Annotated in this window: 17 protein-coding genes; 14 read left to right on the forward strand and 3 right to left on the reverse strand. The window is 59.9% G+C overall.

Annotated elements, in window-relative coordinates:
• Positions 1-266: 266 nt before the first annotated feature.
• The 10 genes from F475_RS25955 (at position 267) to pcaC (ending at position 10,045) form a co-directional block, all read left to right on the forward strand.
• Positions 267-1,613, forward strand: coding sequence for an MFS transporter (locus F475_RS25955; RefSeq protein ID WP_019647901.1), 1,347 nt, complete (start codon positions 267-269; stop codon positions 1,611-1,613).
• A gap of 220 nt (positions 1,614-1,833) precedes the next feature.
• On the forward strand, positions 1,834-2,691 hold the full coding sequence (locus F475_RS25960; RefSeq protein ID WP_111455064.1) for a CoA transferase subunit A: 858 nt from the start codon (positions 1,834-1,836) through the stop codon (positions 2,689-2,691).
• A complete protein-coding gene (locus F475_RS25965; protein WP_111455065.1) occupies positions 2,691-3,470 on the forward strand; it encodes a CoA-transferase subunit beta in 780 nt (259 codons plus the stop codon). The genes F475_RS25960 and F475_RS25965 overlap by 1 nt, the downstream gene beginning before the upstream one ends.
• Positions 3,467-4,672 carry a 3-oxoadipyl-CoA thiolase gene (gene pcaF / locus F475_RS25970; protein WP_173861175.1) on the forward strand — a complete coding sequence of 402 codons (1,206 nt, stop codon included), beginning with the start codon at positions 3,467-3,469 and terminating at the stop codon, positions 4,670-4,672. The genes F475_RS25965 and pcaF overlap by 4 nt, the downstream gene beginning before the upstream one ends.
• Positions 4,673-4,709: 37 nt before the next feature.
• The gene (gene pcaH, locus F475_RS25975) at positions 4,710-5,414 is read left to right on the forward strand and encodes a protocatechuate 3,4-dioxygenase subunit beta (RefSeq protein ID WP_111455066.1); all 705 of its coding nucleotides are present in this window, start codon (positions 4,710-4,712) and stop codon (positions 5,412-5,414) included.
• Position 5,415: 1 nt separating this feature from the next.
• Complete coding sequence (pcaG, locus tag F475_RS25980; protein WP_018926873.1) at positions 5,416-5,982, forward strand: protocatechuate 3,4-dioxygenase subunit alpha; 567 nt, start codon at positions 5,416-5,418, stop codon at positions 5,980-5,982.
• 136 nt (positions 5,983-6,118) lie between these two features.
• A complete protein-coding gene (locus F475_RS25985) occupies positions 6,119-7,414 on the forward strand; it encodes an MFS family transporter (RefSeq protein ID WP_064619884.1) in 1,296 nt (431 codons plus the stop codon).
• Between the two features lie 45 nt (positions 7,415-7,459).
• Positions 7,460-8,824 carry a 3-carboxy-cis,cis-muconate cycloisomerase gene (locus F475_RS25990; RefSeq protein WP_064619881.1) on the forward strand — a complete coding sequence of 455 codons (1,365 nt, stop codon included), beginning with the start codon at positions 7,460-7,462 and terminating at the stop codon, positions 8,822-8,824.
• Positions 8,825-8,835: 11 nt separating this feature from the next.
• The gene (pcaD, locus tag F475_RS25995; protein WP_111455067.1) at positions 8,836-9,642 is read left to right on the forward strand and encodes a 3-oxoadipate enol-lactonase; all 807 of its coding nucleotides are present in this window, start codon (positions 8,836-8,838) and stop codon (positions 9,640-9,642) included.
• 10 nt (positions 9,643-9,652) lie between these two features.
• Entirely contained in the window at positions 9,653-10,045 is a 393-nt protein-coding gene (gene pcaC / locus F475_RS26000) for a 4-carboxymuconolactone decarboxylase (protein ID WP_028939260.1), read from the forward strand.
• Positions 10,046-10,103: 58 nt separating this feature from the next.
• Here the strand turns inward: pcaC and F475_RS26005 are convergent, their stop codons facing one another.
• On the reverse strand, positions 10,104-11,363 hold the full coding sequence (locus tag F475_RS26005) for an OprD family porin (RefSeq protein WP_018926868.1): 1,260 nt from the start codon (positions 11,361-11,363) through the stop codon (positions 10,104-10,106).
• A 620-nt stretch (positions 11,364-11,983) separates the two neighbouring features.
• Between F475_RS26005 and F475_RS26010 the strand changes: the two genes are divergently transcribed.
• The 4 genes from F475_RS26010 (at position 11,984) to F475_RS26025 (ending at position 15,996) form a co-directional block, all read left to right on the forward strand.
• Entirely contained in the window at positions 11,984-12,247 is a 264-nt protein-coding gene (locus F475_RS26010) for an Os1348 family RiPP precursor (protein ID WP_111455068.1), read from the forward strand.
• Between the two features lie 110 nt (positions 12,248-12,357).
• The gene (locus F475_RS26015; RefSeq protein ID WP_111455069.1) at positions 12,358-12,834 is read left to right on the forward strand and encodes a GNAT family N-acetyltransferase; all 477 of its coding nucleotides are present in this window, start codon (positions 12,358-12,360) and stop codon (positions 12,832-12,834) included.
• Positions 12,835-12,848: 14 nt separating this feature from the next.
• A complete protein-coding gene (locus F475_RS26020) occupies positions 12,849-14,009 on the forward strand; it encodes an HEXXH motif-containing putative peptide modification protein (protein ID WP_111455070.1) in 1,161 nt (386 codons plus the stop codon).
• 16 nt (positions 14,010-14,025) lie between these two features.
• On the forward strand, positions 14,026-15,996 hold the full coding sequence (locus tag F475_RS26025; RefSeq protein WP_111455071.1) for a DUF692 family multinuclear iron-containing protein: 1,971 nt from the start codon (positions 14,026-14,028) through the stop codon (positions 15,994-15,996).
• Positions 15,997-16,068: 72 nt separating this feature from the next.
• Here F475_RS26025 and emhC read toward each other — a convergent pair whose 3' ends face one another.
• Positions 16,069-17,529 carry an efflux RND transporter outer membrane subunit EmhC gene (gene emhC / locus F475_RS26030; protein ID WP_018926863.1) on the reverse strand — a complete coding sequence of 487 codons (1,461 nt, stop codon included), beginning with the start codon at positions 17,527-17,529 and terminating at the stop codon, positions 16,069-16,071.
• Positions 17,529-20,690, reverse strand: a complete 3,162-nt coding sequence (gene emhB, locus F475_RS26035) for an efflux RND transporter permease subunit EmhB (RefSeq protein ID WP_111455072.1) — start codon at positions 20,688-20,690, stop codon at positions 17,529-17,531. The genes emhC and emhB overlap by 1 nt, the downstream gene beginning before the upstream one ends.
• Positions 20,691-20,693 lie beyond the last annotated feature (3 nt).

Genomic DNA, 20,693 nt, shown 5'->3' on the forward strand with positions numbered 1-20,693 from the left:
TCGCGTTTATCGAATTGACGCTGTTTCTCTCGGATCATTAATGTCGCGGCAGCGTCATCCGGCGCTGCTGGCCCTCGGCCGGTTGCCGGACGACGACCCAATAATAATGAGAAGAGGCATCGTCATGTGCACGTTTCCCCACTGTCGCTGTTCCCACCGGCTTAGCTGCCGAAACCGGATCGCCTGATCCCGACCTTCTTTTCTTGTGACAGCGTCAGCCTCGGCTGGCACTTGTTCGACTGCGTTCTTTGCGTGGAATAAAAATAATGAACCAGCCTCAGTCTGCTGTAGGGAACTGCCTCGACGTGCAGTCCTTCATCAACGCTCAACCCATTTCGCGCTACCAATGGCGGGTGGTGATCCTGTGTTTCCTGATTGTCTTCCTCGATGGCCTCGACACCGCGGCCATGGGGTTTATCGCGCCGGCATTGTCCCAGGACTGGGGCATCGATCGTGCCAGCCTCGGCCCGGTGATGAGTGCGGCACTGATCGGCATGGTCTTTGGCGCCTTGGGTTCCGGGCCGTTGGCTGACCGCTTCGGGCGAAAAGTCGTACTGGTAGGCGCGGTGTTGTTGTTCGGTGCGTTCAGCCTGGCATCGGCTTACAGCACCAATGTCGATCAACTGCTGGTGCTGCGTTTCCTCACCGGCCTGGGCCTGGGCGCCGGCATGCCGAACGCGACCACGCTGCTGTCCGAATACACCCCGGAACGCAAGAAATCCCTGCTGGTGACCAGCATGTTTTGCGGCTTCAACCTCGGCATGGCCGGGGGCGGTTTCATCTCGGCCAAACTGATCCCGGCCTTCGGCTGGCACAGCCTGTTGATGATCGGCGGGATTCTGCCGCTGATGCTCACCGTCGTTTTGCTGTTGTGGTTGCCAGAATCGGCGCGTTATCTGGTGGTGCGCAATCGCGGTACCGACAAAGTGCGCAAGGCCCTGGCACCGATCGACCCAGCGCTGGTGGCCCAGGCTTCGAGCTTCAGCGTGCCGGAACAGAAAACCGTGAAGGCACGCAATGTGTTCGCGGTGATCTTCTCCGGCACTTACAGCACCGGCACATTGTTGCTTTGGCTGACGTACTTCATGGGGCTGGTGATTGTTTATCTGCTGACCAGTTGGTTGCCGACGCTGATGCGTGACAGCGGCGCGAGCATGGAGCAGGCCGCATTCATTGGTGCGCTGTTCCAGCTCGGTGGGGTGTTGAGCGCAGTGGGCGTGGGTTGGGCGATGGACCGGTTCAATCCGCACAAGGTCATCGGCACTTTCTACCTATTGGCTGGGGTGTTTGCCTACGCGGTAGGGCAGAGCCTGGGCAACATCGCCGTGCTGGCGACCCTGGTGCTGGTGGCCGGGATGTGTGTCAACGGCGCGCAATCGGCAATGCCGTCGCTGGCGGCGCGTTTTTACCCGACGCAAGGGCGGGCGACCGGTGTGTCGTGGATGCTTGGGATTGGCCGCTTCGGCGCGATCCTCGGGGCGTGGATGGGCGCGACGTTGCTGGGCCTGGGCTGGAACTTCGAGCAGGTGTTGACGGCGCTGGTGATTCCGGCCGCGTTGGCGACCACGGCGGTGGTGATCAAGGGCATGGTCAGCCATGCGGATGCGACCTGATCCGGCTTGAGAGTGATCGTTCCCACGCCGAGCGTGGGAACGATCTGAAATGCTTTTTTGGGATCGGTAGCGAGGTAACAATCTGTTCGATAAACGAACACTCAGTCGATTATCGGATTGTTTGGGTTGTTCCAGGGGCTTAATCTTCAGTCATTCCGGCGCTGCGCATCGGCGCCTTTTTCCCACACTGTCGGTTCATAACAAAACGGGAGCCTGCCCCATGGCTGAAATCCTTTCGCTGCATGACGCGGTGAAGCAGTTCGTCAACGACGGCGATACCGTCGCGCTCGAAGGCTTCACTCACCTGATTCCTACGGCGGCCGGTCACGAAATCATTCGCCAGGGCAGGAAAGATCTGACCCTGGTGCGGATGACGCCTGACCTGATCTACGACCAGTTGATCGGTGCCGGTTGTGCTCGCAAACTGATTTTCTCCTGGGGCGGCAACCCTGGCGTCGGTTCGCTGCACCGTCTGCGCGACGCAGTCGAGCGGCAGTGGCCGCATGCGCTGGAAATCGAAGAGCACAGCCACGCCGACCTGGCCAATGCCTACGTCGCGGGCGCTTCGGGCTTACCGTTCGCGGTGCTGCGAGCCTACGCCGGTTCCGACCTGCCGAAGGTCAACCCGCTGATCAAGACCGTCACGTGCCCGTTCACCGGCGAAGTGCTGGCGGCGGTGCCGTCGGTGCGCCCGGACATCACCGTGATTCACGCGCAGAAAGCCGACCGCCAAGGCAACGTGCTGCTCTGGGGCATTCTCGGGGTGCAGAAAGAAGCGGCGCTGGCGGCCAAGCGTTGCATCGTCACCGTCGAAGAAATCGTCGATGACCTCAATGCACCGATGAACGCTTGCGTGCTGCCGACCTGGGCTCTGAGCGCGGTCTGCCACGTACCGGGCGGCGCGCATCCGTCCTACGCCCACGGTTACACCGAGCGTGACAACCGCTTCTACCAGGCCTGGGACCCGATTGCCCGCGACCGTGAAACCTTCACCGCGTGGATCAACGAGTACATCCACGGCTGCGCTGACTTCAGCGAGTTCCAGGCCAAGCTGGCCGCTGCTTCGGAGGCCAAGTAATGACTTACACCACCAATGAAATGATGACCGTCGCCGCCGCCCGCCGCCTGAAAAACGGTTCGGTGTGCTTCGTTGGTATCGGCCTGCCGTCGAAAGCCGCCAACCTGGCGCGACTGACGTCCTCGCCCGATGTAGTCCTGATCTACGAATCGGGTCCGATCGGTGCCAAGCCAAGCGTACTGCCATTGTCGATCGGTGACGGTGAGCTGGCGGAAACCGCCGACACCGTCGTCCCGACCGGCGAGATTTTTCGCTACTGGCTGCAGGGCGGGCGTATTGACGTCGGCTTCCTCGGCGCCGCGCAAGTCGATCGCTTCGGCAACATCAACACCACGGTAGTCGGCGACTACCATCAGCCAAAAGTTCGCCTGCCGGGTGCAGGTGGCGCGCCGGAGATCGCCGGTTCCGCCAAGAGCGTGCTGATCATCCTCAAGCAGTCGGCGCGTTCGTTCGTCGACAAGCTCGACTTCATTACCTCGGTTGGTCATGGCGAGGGCGGTGATTCGCGCAAACGTCTCGGCCTGCCGGGCGCCGGTCCTGTCGGCATTATTACCGACCTGTGCATCATGGAACCCGAAGCCGGCACCCATGAATTCGTGGTCACCGCGTTGCACCCAGGGGTGACCCGCGAGCAAGTGATCGCGGCCACCGGTTGGGCGATTCGTTTTGCCGACACCGTTGAAAACACTGCCGAGCCAACCGAAGTCGAATTGACCGCGCTGCGTGATCTGGAAGCCCGCACTGCGGCGGCCCACGGCCAAGCACCCGGAGAAGCCTGATGCGTGACGTTTATATCTGTGACGCGATTCGTACCCCCATCGGCCGTTTCGGCGGTGGCCTGTCGGCGGTTCGCGCCGATGACCTGGCCGCGGTGCCGATCAAGGCGCTGATGGCGCGCAACCCGTCGGTGGACTGGAACGCGGTGGACGAGGTGTTCCTCGGTTGCGCCAACCAGGCCGGCGAAGACAACCGCAACGTGGCTCGCATGGCGTTGCTGCTGGCGGGGCTGCCGGAAACCATTCCTGGCGTCACCCTCAATCGCCTCTGCGCTTCGGGCATGGACGCTATCGGCACTGCGTTTCGGGCCATCGCCAGCGGTGAGATGGAGCTGGCGATTGCCGGTGGCGTCGAATCGATGTCCCGCGCGCCATTCGTGATGGGCAAGGCGGACGCGGCGTTTTCGCGCAACATGAAGCTGGAAGACACCACCATCGGCTGGCGATTCATCAACCCGCTGATGAAAGCCCAGTACGGCGTCGATGCAATGCCGCAAACCGCCGATAACGTGGCCGACGATTACCAGGTTTCCCGCGAGGATCAGGACGCTTTCGCACTGCGCAGTCAGCAACGGACAGCCGCCGCGCAAGCCGCAGGATTTTTCGCCGAAGAAATCGTTGAAGTGCGCATTGCCCACAAGAAGGGTGAAACAGTGGTCAGCCAGGACGAACATCCTCGTGCCGACACTACACTCGAGACCCTGGCCAAACTCAAACCGGTCAACGGCCCCGACAAAACCGTCACCGCCGGCAATGCCTCCGGTGTGAACGACGGTGCTGCAGCGCTGATCCTGGCTTCGGCCGAAGCCGTGAAAAAACACGGCCTGACCGCCCGCGCCAAAGTGCTCGGCATGGCCAGCGCCGGCGTCGCACCACGGGTGATGGGTATCGGCCCGGTGCCGGCGGTGCGTAAATTGACTGAGCGCCTGGGCGTGGCGGTCAACGATTTCGACGTGATCGAACTCAACGAAGCCTTCGCCAGCCAGGGTCTGGCGGTGCTGCGTGAACTCGGATTGGCGGATGACGCGGCCCAGGTTAACCCGAACGGTGGCGCCATTGCCTTGGGCCATCCGCTGGGCATGAGCGGTGCGCGTCTGGTACTGACTGCACTGCATCAACTGGAAAAGACGGGCGGCAAGAAAGGCTTGGCGACCATGTGTGTCGGTGTCGGTCAGGGCCTGGCCCTGGCGATCGAACGGGTCTGACGCACAGAAGCGACTAATAAGAATTGAGGAAAGCGCAATGACTGACAAACCAGGTTACCGTCGCCCGCAGGCGGGCACTCAGCCGGAATACCTGCACCCTCCTTATCAATCCACCAACCTTCGCTCGCCGTCCAAGCCGTTGGTGTTTTTGCCTCATTCGCTGTCGGAAATCACCGGCCCGACCATCGGCGCCGAGCGTATTCAGGAGCGGGACAACGACTTGACCGCCCAGCACTCGGGCGAGCCATTGGGTGAACGGATCATCATCCACGGCCGTGTGCTGGATGAAGACGGTCTGCCGGTGCCGGGCATTCTGGTGGAGATCTGGCAGGCTAACGCCGCCGGTCGTTACAACCATGCCCGCGATCTGCACGACGCACCGATGGACCCGAACTTCACCGGTACCGGCCGCACCGTGACCGACGCCGATGGCTGGTATCAATTCCAGACCATCAAGCCTGGCGCCTACCCGTGGGGTAACCACCACAATGCCTGGCGTCCGGCGCACATCCATTTCTCCCTGTTCGGGCCGAGCATTCTGACGCGCCTGGTGACCCAGATGTATTTCCCGGGTGACCCGTTGCTGGCTTACGACCCGATCTACAACTGCGTGCCCGATACCAGCGCCAAAGAGCGCCTGATCGCCAGTTTCGATCTGGAAAAAACCATCCCTTCCTATGCCCTCGCTTATCGTTGGGACATCGTTTTGCGCGGCCGCGACGCCACGCCGATGGAGAAATAAGATGACGCTGAACGCGACCACGTCCCACACCGTCGGACCGTACTACCACATCGGCCTGACCTGGCTGAACCGTGAAGACTTGACCGTTGAACAGACTCTTGGCGAGCGTGTGGCGATCACCGGGCAAGTCGTCGACGGCAATGGCGACTTCGTCAACGACGCCATGCTCGAAGTCTGGCAAGCCAACGCCGCTGGCAAGTACGACCACCCCGAAGACGATCAGGACAAGCCCCTGGACCCGAACTTCGAAGGGTTTGGCCGGGTGCCGGTGGATGCGCAAGGGCGCTTTCGTTTTACCACGATCAAGCCGGGCACTGTGGAAGGCCTGAAGGGCACGACCCAGGCGCCGCACCTGGTGGTGCTGGTGTTTGCTCGCGGGTTGGTGAAGCACTTGCTGACGCGGATTTACTTCGATGGTGAGCCAGCCAACGTGGCGGACCCACTGCTCGAATGCGTGCCCGCCGAACGTCGTGGCACCTTGTTGGCGAAGCAGGATGCTGCGGGTGTTTATCAGTGGAATGTGATTCTGCAGGGGACGGATGCGGAAACGGTGTTCTTCGATTATTGAGTGATCGTTGTTCTTGTGGCGAGGGAGCAAGCTCCCTCGCCACAGAGATTGCATTGCTCTCAGGTCATGCATCTGCGGAACGGGACTATTGCGAAATATGTCTAGACTCTCACGGTCCCCACAGAGTGAAAAAACAATGACAACCTCCACAGCTGTCTACACCGGTGAAGAACGCAGCAAAAGAATCTTTGCGATTGTCGGCGCCTCGTCCGGCAATCTGGTCGAGTGGTTCGACTTCTACGTCTACGCCTTCTGTGCGATCTACTTTGCCCCGGCCTTTTTTCCGTCCGATAACCCCACGGTGCAGTTGGTCAACACCGCGGGCGTGTTTGCCGCCGGGTTTCTGATGCGCCCCATCGGCGGCTGGATTTTCGGTCGGCTGGCGGACAAGCACGGGCGCAAGAATTCGATGCTGATCTCGATTCTGATGATGTGCTTCGGTTCGCTACTCATCGCTTGCCTGCCGACCTACAACAGTATCGGTGTCTGGGCGCCGATCCTGCTGCTGTTCGCGCGCTTGCTGCAGGGCTTGTCGGTGGGCGGCGAATACGGCACCACCGCGACTTACATGAGCGAAGTCGCCCTCAAGGGCCAGCGCGGGTTCTTCGCGTCGTTCCAGTACGTGACGCTGATTGGCGGACAGTTGCTGGCGGTGTCGCTGGTGGTGATCCTGCAGCAGTTCCTCAATGAGGATGAGTTGCGTGCCTACGGCTGGCGGATTCCGTTCGTGGTGGGTGCAGTGGCTGCGTTGATTTCATTGTTCCTGCGTCGTGCGCTCAAGGAAACCAGCAGTAAGGAAATGCGCGAAAGCAAGGATGCCGGCAGCATTGGTGCGCTGTTCCGCGATCACAAGGCAGCCTTCATCACCGTGCTGGGTTACACCGCCGGCGGTTCGCTGATTTTCTACACCTTCACCACGTACATGCAGAAGTACCTGGTGAACACCGCTGGCATGCACGCCAAGACCGCCAGCTACATCATGACCGGTGCACTGTTCCTTTATATGTGCATGCAGCCGCTGTTCGGCATGCTCGCCGACAAGATTGGCCGGCGCAATTCGATGCTCTGGTTCGGCGCCCTCGGGACGTTGTTCACCGTACCGATCCTGTTGAGCCTGAAAAGTGTCAGCAGTCCGTTCCTGGCGTTTGTGCTGATTACCGTGGCGCTGGCGATCGTCAGTTTCTACACCTCGATCAGCGGTCTGGTGAAAGCCGAAATGTTCCCGCCAGAAGTGCGCGCCTTGGGTGTAGGCCTGGCGTATGCGGTGGCCAACGCGATCTTCGGCGGCTCGGCGGAATATGTAGCCCTGAGCCTTAAAGCCGCAGGCATGGAAAACTCGTTCTACTGGTACGTGACGGTGATGATGGCGGTGGCGTTCCTGTTCAGCCTGCGTCTGCCGAAACAGCCGAAGTATCTGGAAAACGACCTTTGATCTTTCTGCGGGGGCCGTACTGGCCCTCGCCTGCAAGGACTGTTTATGAATCAGCGACCGGGCAATCAATTGTTCGATGCCTACTTCACCGCACGCGACATGCGTGAGGTGTTCTGCGATCAGGGCCGGGTTCAGGCCATGCTTGATTTCGAAGCCGCACTGGCCCGGGCCGAAGCGCGGGTTGGCCTGATTCCGCAAGCGGCTGTCGTGTCTATCGAAGCGGCCTGCCGGGCTGAGCATTATGACTTCGCCGCCCTCGGCGAGGCGATTGCCACGGCGGGCAATTCGGCGATCCCTTTGGTCAAGGCCCTGGGCAAGCAGATCGCCAAAAGCGATGCCGAAGCCGAGCGCTACGTGCATCTGGGCGCGACCAGCCAGGACGTGATGGACACTGGCCTGGTGTTGCAATTGCGCCGCGCGCTGCAACTGATCGAAGCTGATCTGGCGCAGTTGGGGGAAACCCTCGCGACCCAGGCCAAGCGATACGTCGCCACGCCGCTGGCCGGACGCACCTGGTTGCAACACGCGACGCCGGTCACCCTCGGCATGAAGATCGCCGGTTGGCTGGGCGCCGTGACTCGTAGCCGCCAGCGTCTGCTGGAACTCAAGCCGCGCCTGCTGGTGCTGCAATTCGGTGGCGCCTCCGGCACCCTCGCAGCCCTTGGCGATCAGGCGATGCCGATTGCCGAAGTCTTGGCCGCGGAACTGCAACTGACCTTGCCGGAACAACCCTGGCACACCCAGCGTGATCGTCTGGTGGAGTTCGGCGCGGTGCTTGGCTTGATCGCCGGCAGCCTCGGCAAACTCGGCCGCGACATCAGCCTGTTGATGCAGACCGAAGCCGGCGAAGTGTTCGAACCGTCGGCGCCGGGCAAGGGCGGTTCCTCGACCATGCCGCACAAACGCAACCCGGTGGGCGCGGCGGTGCTGATCGGTGCGGCGACGCGGGTGCCGGGTTTGCTTTCGACTTTGTTCAGCGCGATGCCCCAGGAACACGAGCGCAGCCTGGGCCTGTGGCATGCCGAATGGGAAACCCTGCCGGAGATCTGCTGCTTGGTGTCGGGCAGCCTGCAGCAAGCGCTGTTGGTGGCCGACGGACTGGAAGTGGACGCGATGCGCATGACCCGCAACCTCGACCTGACCCAGGGCCTGGTGCTCGCCGAAGCCGTGAGCATCGTCCTGGCGCAACGGGTCGGTCGCGACACCGCGCATCATCTGCTGGAGCAATGCTGCAAGCGTGCTGTGGCCGAGCAACGTCATCTGCGCGCGGTACTCGGCGATGAGCCGCAAGTGACCGCCGAGTTGTCGGACGCTGAACTCGATCATCTGCTGGACCCCGCCCATTACCTCGGTCAGGCCCATACCTGGGTCGAGCGAGCGGTGGCTGAACATTTTGCGTTGACTGCCTGAAGGAGACTGCTGTGGCATTCGTACAACTCGCCGATGGCGAACTGCACTACCAAATTCAAGGGCCGCAACTCGATGGACCGGTGGATGCGCCGGTACTGGTGCTGTCCAACTCACTGGGCACCGACCTGCACATGTGGGACGCGCAGATCCCGGCGTTCACCGAGCATTTTCGGGTGCTGCGTTTTGACACCCGTGGTCACGGCAAGTCATTGGTGACGCCAGGGCCGTACAGCATCGAGCAACTGGGCCGCGACGTGCTGGCGCTGCTGGATGCGTTGCACATCGAGCGCGCGCATTTCTGCGGTCTGTCCATGGGCGGGTTGATCGGCCAATGGCTGGGGATCAATGCCGGTCAGCGTTTGAACAAACTGATCGTGTGCAATACCGCGGCGAAAATCGGCGATCCATCAGTGTGGAACCCACGGATTGAAACCGTTCTGCGTGACGGCGCGGCGGCAATGGTGGCATTGCGTGATGCGTCGATTGCACGCTGGTTTACCCCGGATTTTTCCGCTGCCAATCCGGCAGCGGCGAAGCAGATCACCGACATGCTCGCGGCTACCTCGCCTGAAGGTTACGCGGCCAATTGCGCGGCGGTGCGCGATGCCGATTTCCGTGATCAGTTGTCCTCGATCAAGGTGCCGCTACTGGTGATCGCCGGTACTGAAGACGCGGTAACGCCACCGTCCGGCGGGCATTTCATTCAGGAACATGTGCGGGGCGCCGAGTACGCCGAGTTCTACGCCGCGCACCTGTCCAACGTCCAGGCCGGCGCTGCGTTCAGCGAGCGGGTGCTGGCGTTTCTTTCAGGTCATTGAGGAATTTTTTGTGGACGAGAAACAACGTTACGACGAGGGCATGAAAGTCCGTCGCGCAGTGCTCGGTGACGCCCACGTCGACCGCAGCCTGAACGCGCTGACCGAGTTCAACTCGGAGTTCCAGGAGATGATCACCCGCCACGCCTGGGGCGACATCTGGACCCGTCCGGGCCTGCCGCGCCATACCCGCAGCCTGATCACCATCGCCATGCTGATCGGCATGAACCGCAACGAAGAACTCAAACTGCACCTGCGCGCCGCCGCCAACAATGGCGTAACCCGTGGCGAGATCAAGGAAGTGATCATGCAGAGCGCGATCTATTGCGGAATTCCGGCGGCCAACGCGACGTTCCACCTGGCCGAGTCGGTGTGGGATGAATTGGGGGTTGAGTCGCGGGAGTAACTGTCCGCCACAAATCATGCGGGAACGAGCAAGCTCGCTCCCACATTTGGTTTGGGGGTTACAGCAGGCTGATCGGATAGCTGACGATCAGCCGGTTCTCGTCGAACTCGTTGTTGCTGAAGTCACGGCGGATGGTGGAGTTGCGCCATTTGACGTTGAGGTCTTTGAGTGCGCCGCTTTGCACGGTGTAACCCAGTTCGCTTTCGCGGCCCCATTCCTTGCCGTCGCTGGTGGTGGCGGTGTGGACGTTGTCGCCGCTGATGTAGCGGTTCATCAGGGTCAGGCCCGGCACGCCCAGAGCGGCGAAGTTGTAGTCGTGGCGCACTTGCCAGGATTTTTCCCTGGCGTTGTCATAGCTGGAGTTGTAGCTGTCGTTGGCCAGGGTGCCGCCGCTGGTTCCGTTGACTCGCATCCAGGCGTTGTCGCCGGTGAGTTTTTGCAGGCCGACGTAAAAGGTGTTGCCACCGTATTTGGCCGAGAACAGACCCGACCAGGTCTTGTTGTCCAGCTCGCCCGCCCGGGCGCTGCCGTCATCCTTGCCGTAGAAGAACCCGAGATTGGCGCCCAGCGTCCAGTCGCCCAGCGGTTGGGTGTGGATCAGGTTGACGTATTGCTGGCTGTAGATGTCTTTGAGTTCAGCATTCCACAGGCCGATCTGAGTACGCTTGTCGTTGAAGACGTATTCACCGCCCTGGAAGTTGAAGCGGTCTGAGGTGAACGCCGCTTTGCCGGTCATCGACATGTCATTCATGCTGCTGTCGTCGCGCGGGCTGTTGGCGCGGAACTGGCCGCCGTAGAGCGTCAGGCCATTGATTTCCTTCGAGGTGATCTGGCCGCCACGGAAGGTTTGTGGCAGCGAGCGACCGTCGTCCGAACGCAGGATCGGCAGCACCGGCATCCATTCGCCGACCTTCACTTCGGTCTGGGACAACTTCGCCTTGAACGCCACGTTGGCGCGACCGAAGTTGTCCGCCGGGCGGCCATCGTGATCCAGCGGCAGCAACTGCGTACCGCCGGTGCCTTTACCGCCGTCGAGCTTGACCGAATACAACCCCAGCACGTCCATGCCGAACCCGACGGTGCCCTGGGTGAACCCGGATTTGGCGTCGAGGATAAAGCTTTGCGTCCACTCTTCAGCCTTGCCCTGGCTCTTGGTCGGATTGGTGAAGTTACGGTTGATGTAGAAGTTACGCAGGTTCAGGTTGACCTTGGCACCTTCGACAAAGCCTGCTTCCTCGGCCAAGGCGGGCAGGGCCGCGCCGGCCAGTGCGATGGCGATCAGACTGGGGAACAAATACTGCGTGGTGGAGGAAGTCATGGACTCGGGTCTCTCTAATTGTCAGGGATAAGGCAGTACACAGCCGCAACCAAGGGGTCGCAGACAAAAAATCGAATTCGGATAAGGGGGCGGGCGAGATCAGCCGGAGCGCAGAGGGCGCGTAGTCATGGTGTCGGACCTTGTTGTTATTGATTTATGCAGGTGCGGACAATGGTGCGAGGGATGGGCGGGGGGATTCAATTGGGGGGGATGGGGTTTTGGGCGATTAACGAACACTAATCGACGCCAGCCTGGGCGCGGACGGTACGAGGTATTCCTAATAAAATCCCATAGTTATTCGGGTTGATAAGGCGCATCCGCAGGTGTGTTCTATTAATGGCGCCTTGTTGTTTTGTTGATGTTAGATGGAAGTGTTTATTGCTTTAGTTGTAAGACGTTTCCTACAGTGTTGGCTGTTATTAAAGGTAGATCAATAATCGCCGGTTAAACTTAAGAATTGGTGTTGTCGGTTATCGTAAAAAGATTTAAAGAGAGCCATGGGCGTGGCTGGAAAAGAAAAGAGGCCTTGCTATATTCAAAATCCTCAGGCGGGCAAAAGACACTCTCATGCTTCGTCAGGGGATATTTTTCGTCATGCCGAAATAACAAGGAGAAGTACCATGGGTAATAAAGTCAATCAGGAACGTTTGGCCTCGGTTCTGGGACGGGCCGTGCTGGACGAAAAATTTGCCACCGCCTTACACAGTGATCCGGCAGGGGCGGCTAGAAATATTGGCGTGCACTTAAGTACTGACGAGATCGCAGCGGTTAAAGGTATTGATGCTGCAAAACTGACGGCAGCTTCCTCCAGCATTCGGAGCAACCTGGGGATACGCGCGGTATTTGATACACAGAACCAGCAGCAACAAGCGCGCATGGATTAACGGTGGGTGATGCCATTTGGCGTGCCACGAAAGGTGGGCTTTATGGTGGTACGCCGAATGGCCTTATCAGACTCATGACCTGAAGCGCTCGGGCACGGAGTGAATGACGCATGTCTGTCACCTTGGCTCCAATGAATGACGCGGACTTTGTTACGTTCGCCGACAGAGCGCTTGCTGAATATGGCGACGGGATGGTCGCTGCCGGCGAGTGGGGCCAGGAGGAGGCGTCGCAAAGGGCACGGAGCGTCTTCGAGCAATTGTTGCCGCAAGGGCGATTGACTGAAAAGAATCAACTATGGGTAATCCAGGATCAAGCGCGGCGCATCGGTGAATTATGGGTTGCCGAACGACACGCTGGAGCCGGTCGGATCGCCTTCATTCTGGATATTTACATTGACCCCGGCGAGCGCCGCCAGGGGTATGCAAAGCAATCGCTGCTGGCCCTGGAATCATGGGCGAGCCAGGCGGGATGCAAGGAAGTGCGGTTGCATGTCTTTGGTCGCAACGATGCGGCGCGTCGTCTTTATGAACAACTGGGTTATGGCATTGCCAGTCTGACAATGGCGAAGCCGTTGCCGCCAACCTAAGGGAAGGTTGAGAAATGGACATCGGTAACAGTGGTCAACGTGAGCTCTCGGTCGAGGATTTATTTCAGGGCACGACCTTCCTTGCGGATTCGGAGCCTTCGCGATTTGAAGTCTTGCTGGAGCGTGTCAGTCGAAATCGATACACCAGCTTTGTTGCGCTGTACACCGAACTTTTTCAGTTGTTTCCCAACGCGCCACATCTGGCAGAGTTTTTTGAGCAGGCATTTGATCTTATCGTCCCTCCGACCCGTGAACAGCGCTTGATTATTAATGATCCGGTGTTTCAAGTGTGGAATGTACTGACCGCTCATTATGCCAATCTGGTCATCACGAAAAAGACCGAAGACAGTAGTGAACTGGAAAAAATGCTGTGCGAATTTCCTGAGATGTTAGTGCGTGTCAAAGCATCCGACAGTTCCCGCGTGAATCATTATTGCCCCCCTGTGCATCGGTTTGATGTCGATCCGCTGGTAGCGATAGTAATGCCGCCCAGTTATGAGTTTCCGGAGGATGAAGCCGTCCGCAAACAGTTGGAGCGTAGCGGTTACTCCGTACGGTTTTTTTGCGATGTGGTGAATATTGCCCTGTTGCGCATAGAGCACACATGGCCCGCCTGCCGTGAGCAAATCAAAAAACTGGTCAAGTCGATTTTCTATTTACCCGATGGTTCATTTCGAAGCTGTTCGGCGTCCCGTTTCACCGGAATCATCCTGTTGTCGAGCCGGGATGATTCGATACTCGATCTGGAAGAGTCCCTGGTGCATGAGGCCACCCATCAGTTGCTCTATCACATTGTCGAGGCGTGCCCGGTCGTTAAGGAAGAGACCTCGCGGGAGCCGTTGTACACCTTGCCGTGGTCGGGGCAGAAGCGTGACTTTTATGGCTACTTCCACGCGTTTTACGTGTACATCGCGTTGGTCAAATACCTGGGGCGGGTTCGTTCGCGTTCGACCGATGAGCTGCAACGGGCGCAAAACCGTCTTCTGTACATTCTGCGAGGCTTGATCAAGGCATTGCCGGACTTTGAGGCCAGCACTGAATTCACCCCACAAGGACGTCAACTTCTGGAAAACCTCGCCAAAGAGGTCAGAGCGCAGGAAAACCAATATGCCGGGCTGTTGGCGATATCGGGGACTGATACTGAGCAACAACGCTTGCTGGGTCTGACCGCCTGAAGCCGGGGAGGCTCACATGGGGATGTTTGATGCCTCGTCCTATCCCGAGGCCGGAGTAGGGCTGGAATACCATTTGCCACGGCGCAGGGCACAGGATGACCGGTCGGAGGATGGACTTGACCCGACGGTCGAGCGAATTCTCGCTGAGGGTTTGCCCCATTTCGATTACGTCGAGTTTCAGCCGACCCACTGCATCCTGCAGCCTCGTTTACTTGACGTCAGCGCTCGAGTACCGAGCCTGCTGCACTCGTCCAGTTTGTCCCTGGGCAGTGTGGGCATCGCGATGGATCGCGAATTTCTGAACATGACGCGGAGACTGTGCGACAAAACCCGCTCGCCGTGGCTGGCCGAGCATATTTCCTGGTCGCGTTTCCACGGTGGCGACACGCAGCATTTCATTTTGCCGACCCTGGCCCAAGAGGTGGCTGACACGGTGGTGGCCAATGCCATCGAATTGCGCGAGCTCACGGCCACACTGCTGGTGCTGGAAAACGCGCCGCGGTTGTTTTCATTGCCGGGTGGAGAAGAACTGCCCGAAGGTGAATTCATCTCCAGTGTGGTGGAGCGCAGCGGGGCGGGTTTCCTGCTGGATCTGGACAGCGCGATGGCGACCGCCAGAACCCAGGGGTATGACCTGAACGACTATTTGCGTTCGTTGCCGCTGGACCGATTGATTGAGGTTCACACCGGCCATCCGCAGCGGGATTGGGATATCTTGCGCCAACTGTTCGCCTCATCCCCGGTGAAAGCGATCACCCTGGAGTGGGATATTTCCCGCAGAACCGATGACGCGGAGCTGCTGACGTTGATCAAAGCCATCAAATCCTTGAAGCCCAAGGCCCTGTTCTGGCGGGGCCGTGATCAACAGGGCGCGCAAGAGGCCCTGGCGGAGGATGCGCAGACTCCTTTGCGACTCAGGGAGAGCACCTGGCTCAGCATCGGGACGGAGTCGTTTTTTATTCGGGATCGGCAACGAGACCTGAGCCTGGAGTTTGGCGTGACGTTGCTGCCGTTACTGCGCCATTTCCTGAGCCCGCAAACGCTGGAAAGTGCCTTGTTGCTGCCGGGTGTTTTGCAAAGTCCTGCACAGGACGACAACCTGGCGTTTCTGAGAACACTGGTCAGCCATGGTGTTTTGCTGCCCGTGGTGAATCAATCGGGTTCGGTCACGTATAACCAGGGTAAGCATTCGCTCAACCTTTGGACCCGTTGGGATGCAGCGCTGGAGTTTTACCTGAGTACCCGGACCGGCTCGCACACGCCCTACATCAGCGTTGCCGAGCTGGAAACGGAGCTGGAGCAAAAGGCCTCGGCGCAACCTCAGCCGTCGGCGTTCAAGGACTATTGGTCCCATCCGTTCATCGCCCTGGAAAACCCGCTGCTGCCTGCCTGTGCGATTGCTCAGCCGACGCTGCTGGACTCGCTGTGCAATCGCCGTACGTCGCGAACCTTCAGTGATCAGCCGTTGAGTTCGGAACAACTGTCTTTGTTGCTCTACTACACCTGGGGCGCGACCGTCGTGCAGCACAACCGCATGGGTGACTATTTCCTGAAGAAAACCTCGCCGGCCGGCGGTTCGCTGCAGGGCACCGAGGTGTATGCGGTGCTGATGAACGTGCAGGGTTTCGAGCGGGGGCTTTACCACTATTCGGTACGCCGTCATGGGCTTGAGCTGATTTCCTTGGAAGATCCGCGAGCCTGGATCAGCGAGGCTTGTGGTGGACAGGCGTGGATCAAGGATGCGGCAGCGGTGTTCGTTTCCACGGCGCGGGTCGAGCGAATGGCCTGGAAATACGAATTCAGCCGCGCACTGCGGGTGGCGCTGATGGATGCCGGGCATCTGAGTCAGACCTTTTCCCTGCTGGCCACCGCGCTGGGCCTGGGCAGTTTCACGACCGCAGCGTTACGCGACGAAATGTTCGAAAACCGCTTGGGGCTCGATTATCTGGAAGAGCCGGTGTTTCTGGTCAATGGAGTCGGAGGGTGAAGCGAACAGGCTGGTTTTTTTCACGACCAACAAAAAGCCCACCAAACGGTGGGCTTCGTGTTTACGGCGCTATCAGAACAACTTCATCTTCGGCGCTTCTTCTTTCAACGGCTCGTTCTTCGCCGTCTGTTCATTCCAGCCACCGCCCAATGCCTTGTACAGGTTGACCGCGCTGGTCAGCTGCGCCAGGCGGTCGGTGATCAGCGCCTGTTGGGCACTGAACAGCTGGCGCTGGGCGTCGAGGAAGGTCAGGTTGCTGTCGACCCCGATGCGATAACGACGCTCGGCCAGACGGTAGTAGTCCTGGTTGGCGCTGACGAAATCACGCTGAGCCTGCAACTGCTCGGTGTAGGTCTGACGTGCGGCCAGGCCATCGGCGACTTCCTGGAAGGCCGTTTGAATGGACTTCTCGTAGTTCGCCACGCTGATGTCTTTCTGGATCTTGGAGTAATCCAGGCTGGCACGCAGGCTGCCGGCGTTGAAGATCGGCAGGTTGATTTGCGGCTGGAACAACCAGGTGCCCGAACCACCCTTGAACAGACCGGACAGGTCCGGGCTCAGGGAGCCGGCATTGGCGGTCAGGCTGATGCTCGGGAAGAATGCAGCCCGCGCCGCGCCGATGTTGGCGTTGGCGGCCTTGAGGTTGTATTCGGCCTGGAGGATGTCCGGGCGACGTTGCAGCAAGTCCGACGGCAGGCCGGCCGGCACGTCGCTCAGCAGGTCGTCCGACAGTGGCTTGGCTGCTTGCAGATTGGCCGGGATGCCGGTGCCGAGCAGCAACACCAGGCTGTTTTCATCCTGGGCGACCTGACGGGTGTACTTGGCCTGTTGCGCACGGGCGTTTTCCACCGAGGTACGTGACTGGGCCAGATCCAGCGCCGAGGCTACGCCCACTTCGTTGCTGCGCGAGGTGAGCTTGTAGCTCTCCTCGAAGGCACCGAGGGTTTCCTGGGTCAGTTTCAGCAGTTCCTTGTCGGCCTGCCAGGTCAGATAGGCATTGGCCACGCTGGCCACCAGACTGATCTGCGTGCTGCGCCGTGCTTCTTCAGTGGCGAAGTACTTCTGCAGGGCCTCTTCGCTCAGGCTGCGCACCCGACCGAACAGGTCGAGTTCGTAGGCGCTGATGCCGACGGTGGCCGAGTAGGAACTGTTGATGTTCGCTTCGCCGGTTTGCGAGGCCCGTGCCGGAACCCGCTGACGACTGCCGCTGCCGGTGGCCGAAACCGCCGGGAACAGGTCGGCGCGCTGGATGCGGTATTGAGCCGCATAAGCGTCGATGTTCAGCGCCGCGACACGCAGGTCACGGTTGTTCTCGAGCGCGGTCTGAATCACCTGTTGCAGCGCCGGGTCGTGGAAAAACTGCTTCCAGCCCTGTTCGGCGGCGGCCTGGTTGGGCGCCTGGGCCGGCGAATACGCCGGGCCTTGCGGGTATTGGCCCGCCACCGGTGCTTCAGGCCGCTGATAATCGGGTATCAGCGAGCAGCCACTCAGCACGAAAGCGGTGACTGCCAGGGAGAGTAGCGACTTGCTCATTAGCCAGCCTCTTGAGGAGTTTCAATGGCGTCATCCTGGTTGGCGACTTTGCGCTGGCCCATGGACGACACGGTGACGAAGAACAACGGAACCCAGAAGATCGCCAGGATCGTGGCCGTGAGCATACCGCCAATCACCCCGGTACCGATCGCATGTTGGCTACCCGAACCTGCGCCCGTGGAAATGGCCAGCGGTACCACGCCGAGCACGAATGCGAGCGAGGTCATGATGATCGGTCGCAGACGCATCCGGCAGGCTTCGATCGCTGCATCGCGCAGGCTACGCCCTTGCTCATGCAGTTCCTTGGCGAACTCGACGATCAGAATGGCGTTTTTCGCCGCCAGACCGATGGTGGTCAACAGCCCCACCTGGAAATACACGTCGTTGGACAGGCCGCGCAGGCTGGTCGCCATCAGCGCACCGATGATCCCCAGCGGCACGACCAGCATGACCGCGATCGGGATCGACCAGCTTTCATACAACGCCGCCAGACACAGGAACACCATCAACAGCGACAAGGCGTACAGCGCTGGTGCTTGCGAGCCGGACAGACGTTCCTCGTACGACAGACCGGTCCAGGAAATACCGACACCGGCCGGCAGTTTCTTGGCCAGGGCTTCGACTTCGGCCATGGCCTCACCGGTGGAATAGCCGGGCGCCGGGGCACCGAGGATTTCTATCGCTTCCACGCCGTTGTAACGGGCCAGTTTCGGTGAACCGTAGATCCATTCACCCCTGGCGAACGCCGAGAACGGAACCATGGTGCCGGCGCTGTTGCGCACGTACCACTTCTTCAGGTCTTCAGGGCTCATGCGAGCGCCGGGCAGGCCTTGCACGTAAACCTTCTTCACACGACCGCGGTCGATGAAGTCGTTCACATAGCTACTGCCCAGGGCAATCGACAGGGTGTTGTTGATGTCGGTGAGGGTCACGCCCAGGGCGCTGGCCTTCTCATCGTCGATTTCCAGCTGGTACTGCGGCTCGTCATTCAGGCCGTTCGGACGGACTTGCGACAGGACCTTGCTTTGCGCCGCCATGCCGAGGAACTGGTTACGGGCTTCCATCAGCTTGTTGTGACCGATGCCGGCACGGTCCTGAAGGAATACGTCGAAACCGGTGGCGTTACCCAGTTCCAGTACCGCTGGTGGCGCAAAGGCAAACACCATGGCGTCGCGGAAGGTAAAGAAGTGCTGTTGGGCACGGGCCGCCAGTTTGAACACGCTGTTGTCGGCGTTACGTTCGTCCCATGGTTTGAGCATGATGAACGCCATGCCCGAACTCTGGCCACGGCCGGCGAAGTTGAAGCCGGTCACGGTAAACACCGAGGCCACTGCATCGCCTTCGCCGCCATCCTTGCTCGGACGCAGCAGGAACTCGCGCATTTCATCCACGACCACTTGCGTGCGCTGGGAGCTGGAACCGGCCGGGGTTTGCACCTGGGCAAACAGTACGCCCTGGTCTTCTTCCGGCAGGAACGCCGTTGGAATGCGGGTGAACAGCCAGATCATGCCGACCACGATAATCAGGTACGCCAGCAGGTACGGAGCCTTGTAAGCGAGCATGTTGCCGACGCCGCGCTCGTAGCTTTTGACGCCACGGTCGAAGTTGCGGTTGAACCAGCCGAAGAAGCCGCGTTTCGGCGTGCCGTGCTCGCCTTTCGGAATCGCTTTGAGCATGGTGGCGCAAAGCGCCGGGGTGAAGATCAATGCAACCAGCACCGACAAGGCCATGGCCGAAACGATGGTGATCGAGAACTGCTTGTAGATCACACCGGTGGAGCCACTGAAGAACGCCATCGGCAGCAGTACCGCGGACAGCACCAGAGCAATACCGACCAGCGCACCCTGGATCTGCCCCATGGATTTCTTGGTGGCCTCCTTGGGTGACAGGCCTTCTTCGCTCATGACCCGTTCGACGTTTTCCACCACGACGATGGCATCGTCCACCAACAAGCCGATGGCCAGCACCATGCCGAACATGGTCAGGGTGTTGATGCTGAAGCCGAATGCCGCGAGGATCCCGAATGTACCCAGCAATACCACCGGCACGGTCATCGTGGTGATGACGGTGGCGCGGAAGTTCTGCAGGAACAGGAACATCACCAGGAACACCAGCACGATCGCTTCGACCAGGGTTTCAACCACACCCTTGATCGACTCGGTCACCACCGGGGTGGTGTCGTACGGGAACACCACTTCCATCCCTTGCGGGAAGAACGGCTTCAGGTCATCGATGGTTTTGCGCAGGGCCTTGGCGGTGTCGAGGGCGTTGGCACCGTTGGCCAGCTTCACCGCCAGACCGGAAGCCGGGCTGCCGTTGAACTGGGCGCTGACGCTATAGTTCTCGCCACCCAGGCCTACTTCGGCGACGTCTTTGAGGCGAACCTGCGAGCCGTCCTTGTTGACCTTGAGCAGGATTTCCTTGAACTGCTCGGCAGTCTGCAGGCGGGTCTTGCCGATGATCGTAGCGTTCAGTTGCTGGCCGGGCAGGGCGGGCAAGCCGCCGAGTTGACCGGACGAGATCTGGACGTTCTGCGCCGCGATGGCGGTTTTCACGTCCACCGGGGTCAGGTTGAAGTTGTTCAACTTGGCCGGGTCGAGCCAGATCCGCATCGCGTACTGGGCACCGAAGACCTGGAAGTCACCGACACCGGCGGTCCGCGAGATCGGATCCTGCATGTTCGACACGATGTAGTTGGACAGGTCGTCCTTGGTCATGCTGCCGTCACGCGACACCACACCGATGACCATCAGGAAGTTTTTCACCGACTTGGTCACGCGGATACCCTGCTGCTGCACTTCTTGCGGCAGCAGTGGGGTGGCCAGGTTCAGTTTGTTCTGGACCTGAACCTGCGCGGTATCGGAGCTGGTGCCCTGCTCGAAGGTCGCGGTAATGGTCATGCTGCCGTCGGAGTTACTTTCCGACGAGACATAACGCAGGTTGTCGATACCGTTGAGCTGTTGCTCGATCACCTGCACCACGGTGTCCTGCACGGTTTGTGCAGACGCGCCAGGGTAAGTCACGGAGATCGCAATGGCCGGAGGCGCAATGCTCGGGTATTGGTTGATGGGCAGCTTGAGGATCGATAAAGCCCCGACCAGCATGATCACCAGGGCAATTACCCAGGCGAAAATCGGACGGTCGATAAAAAATTTCGACATGGT

Source organism: Pseudomonas sp. URMO17WK12:I6, assembly GCF_003253625.1.
Taxonomy (GTDB): Bacteria; Pseudomonadota; Gammaproteobacteria; order Pseudomonadales; family Pseudomonadaceae; genus Aquipseudomonas.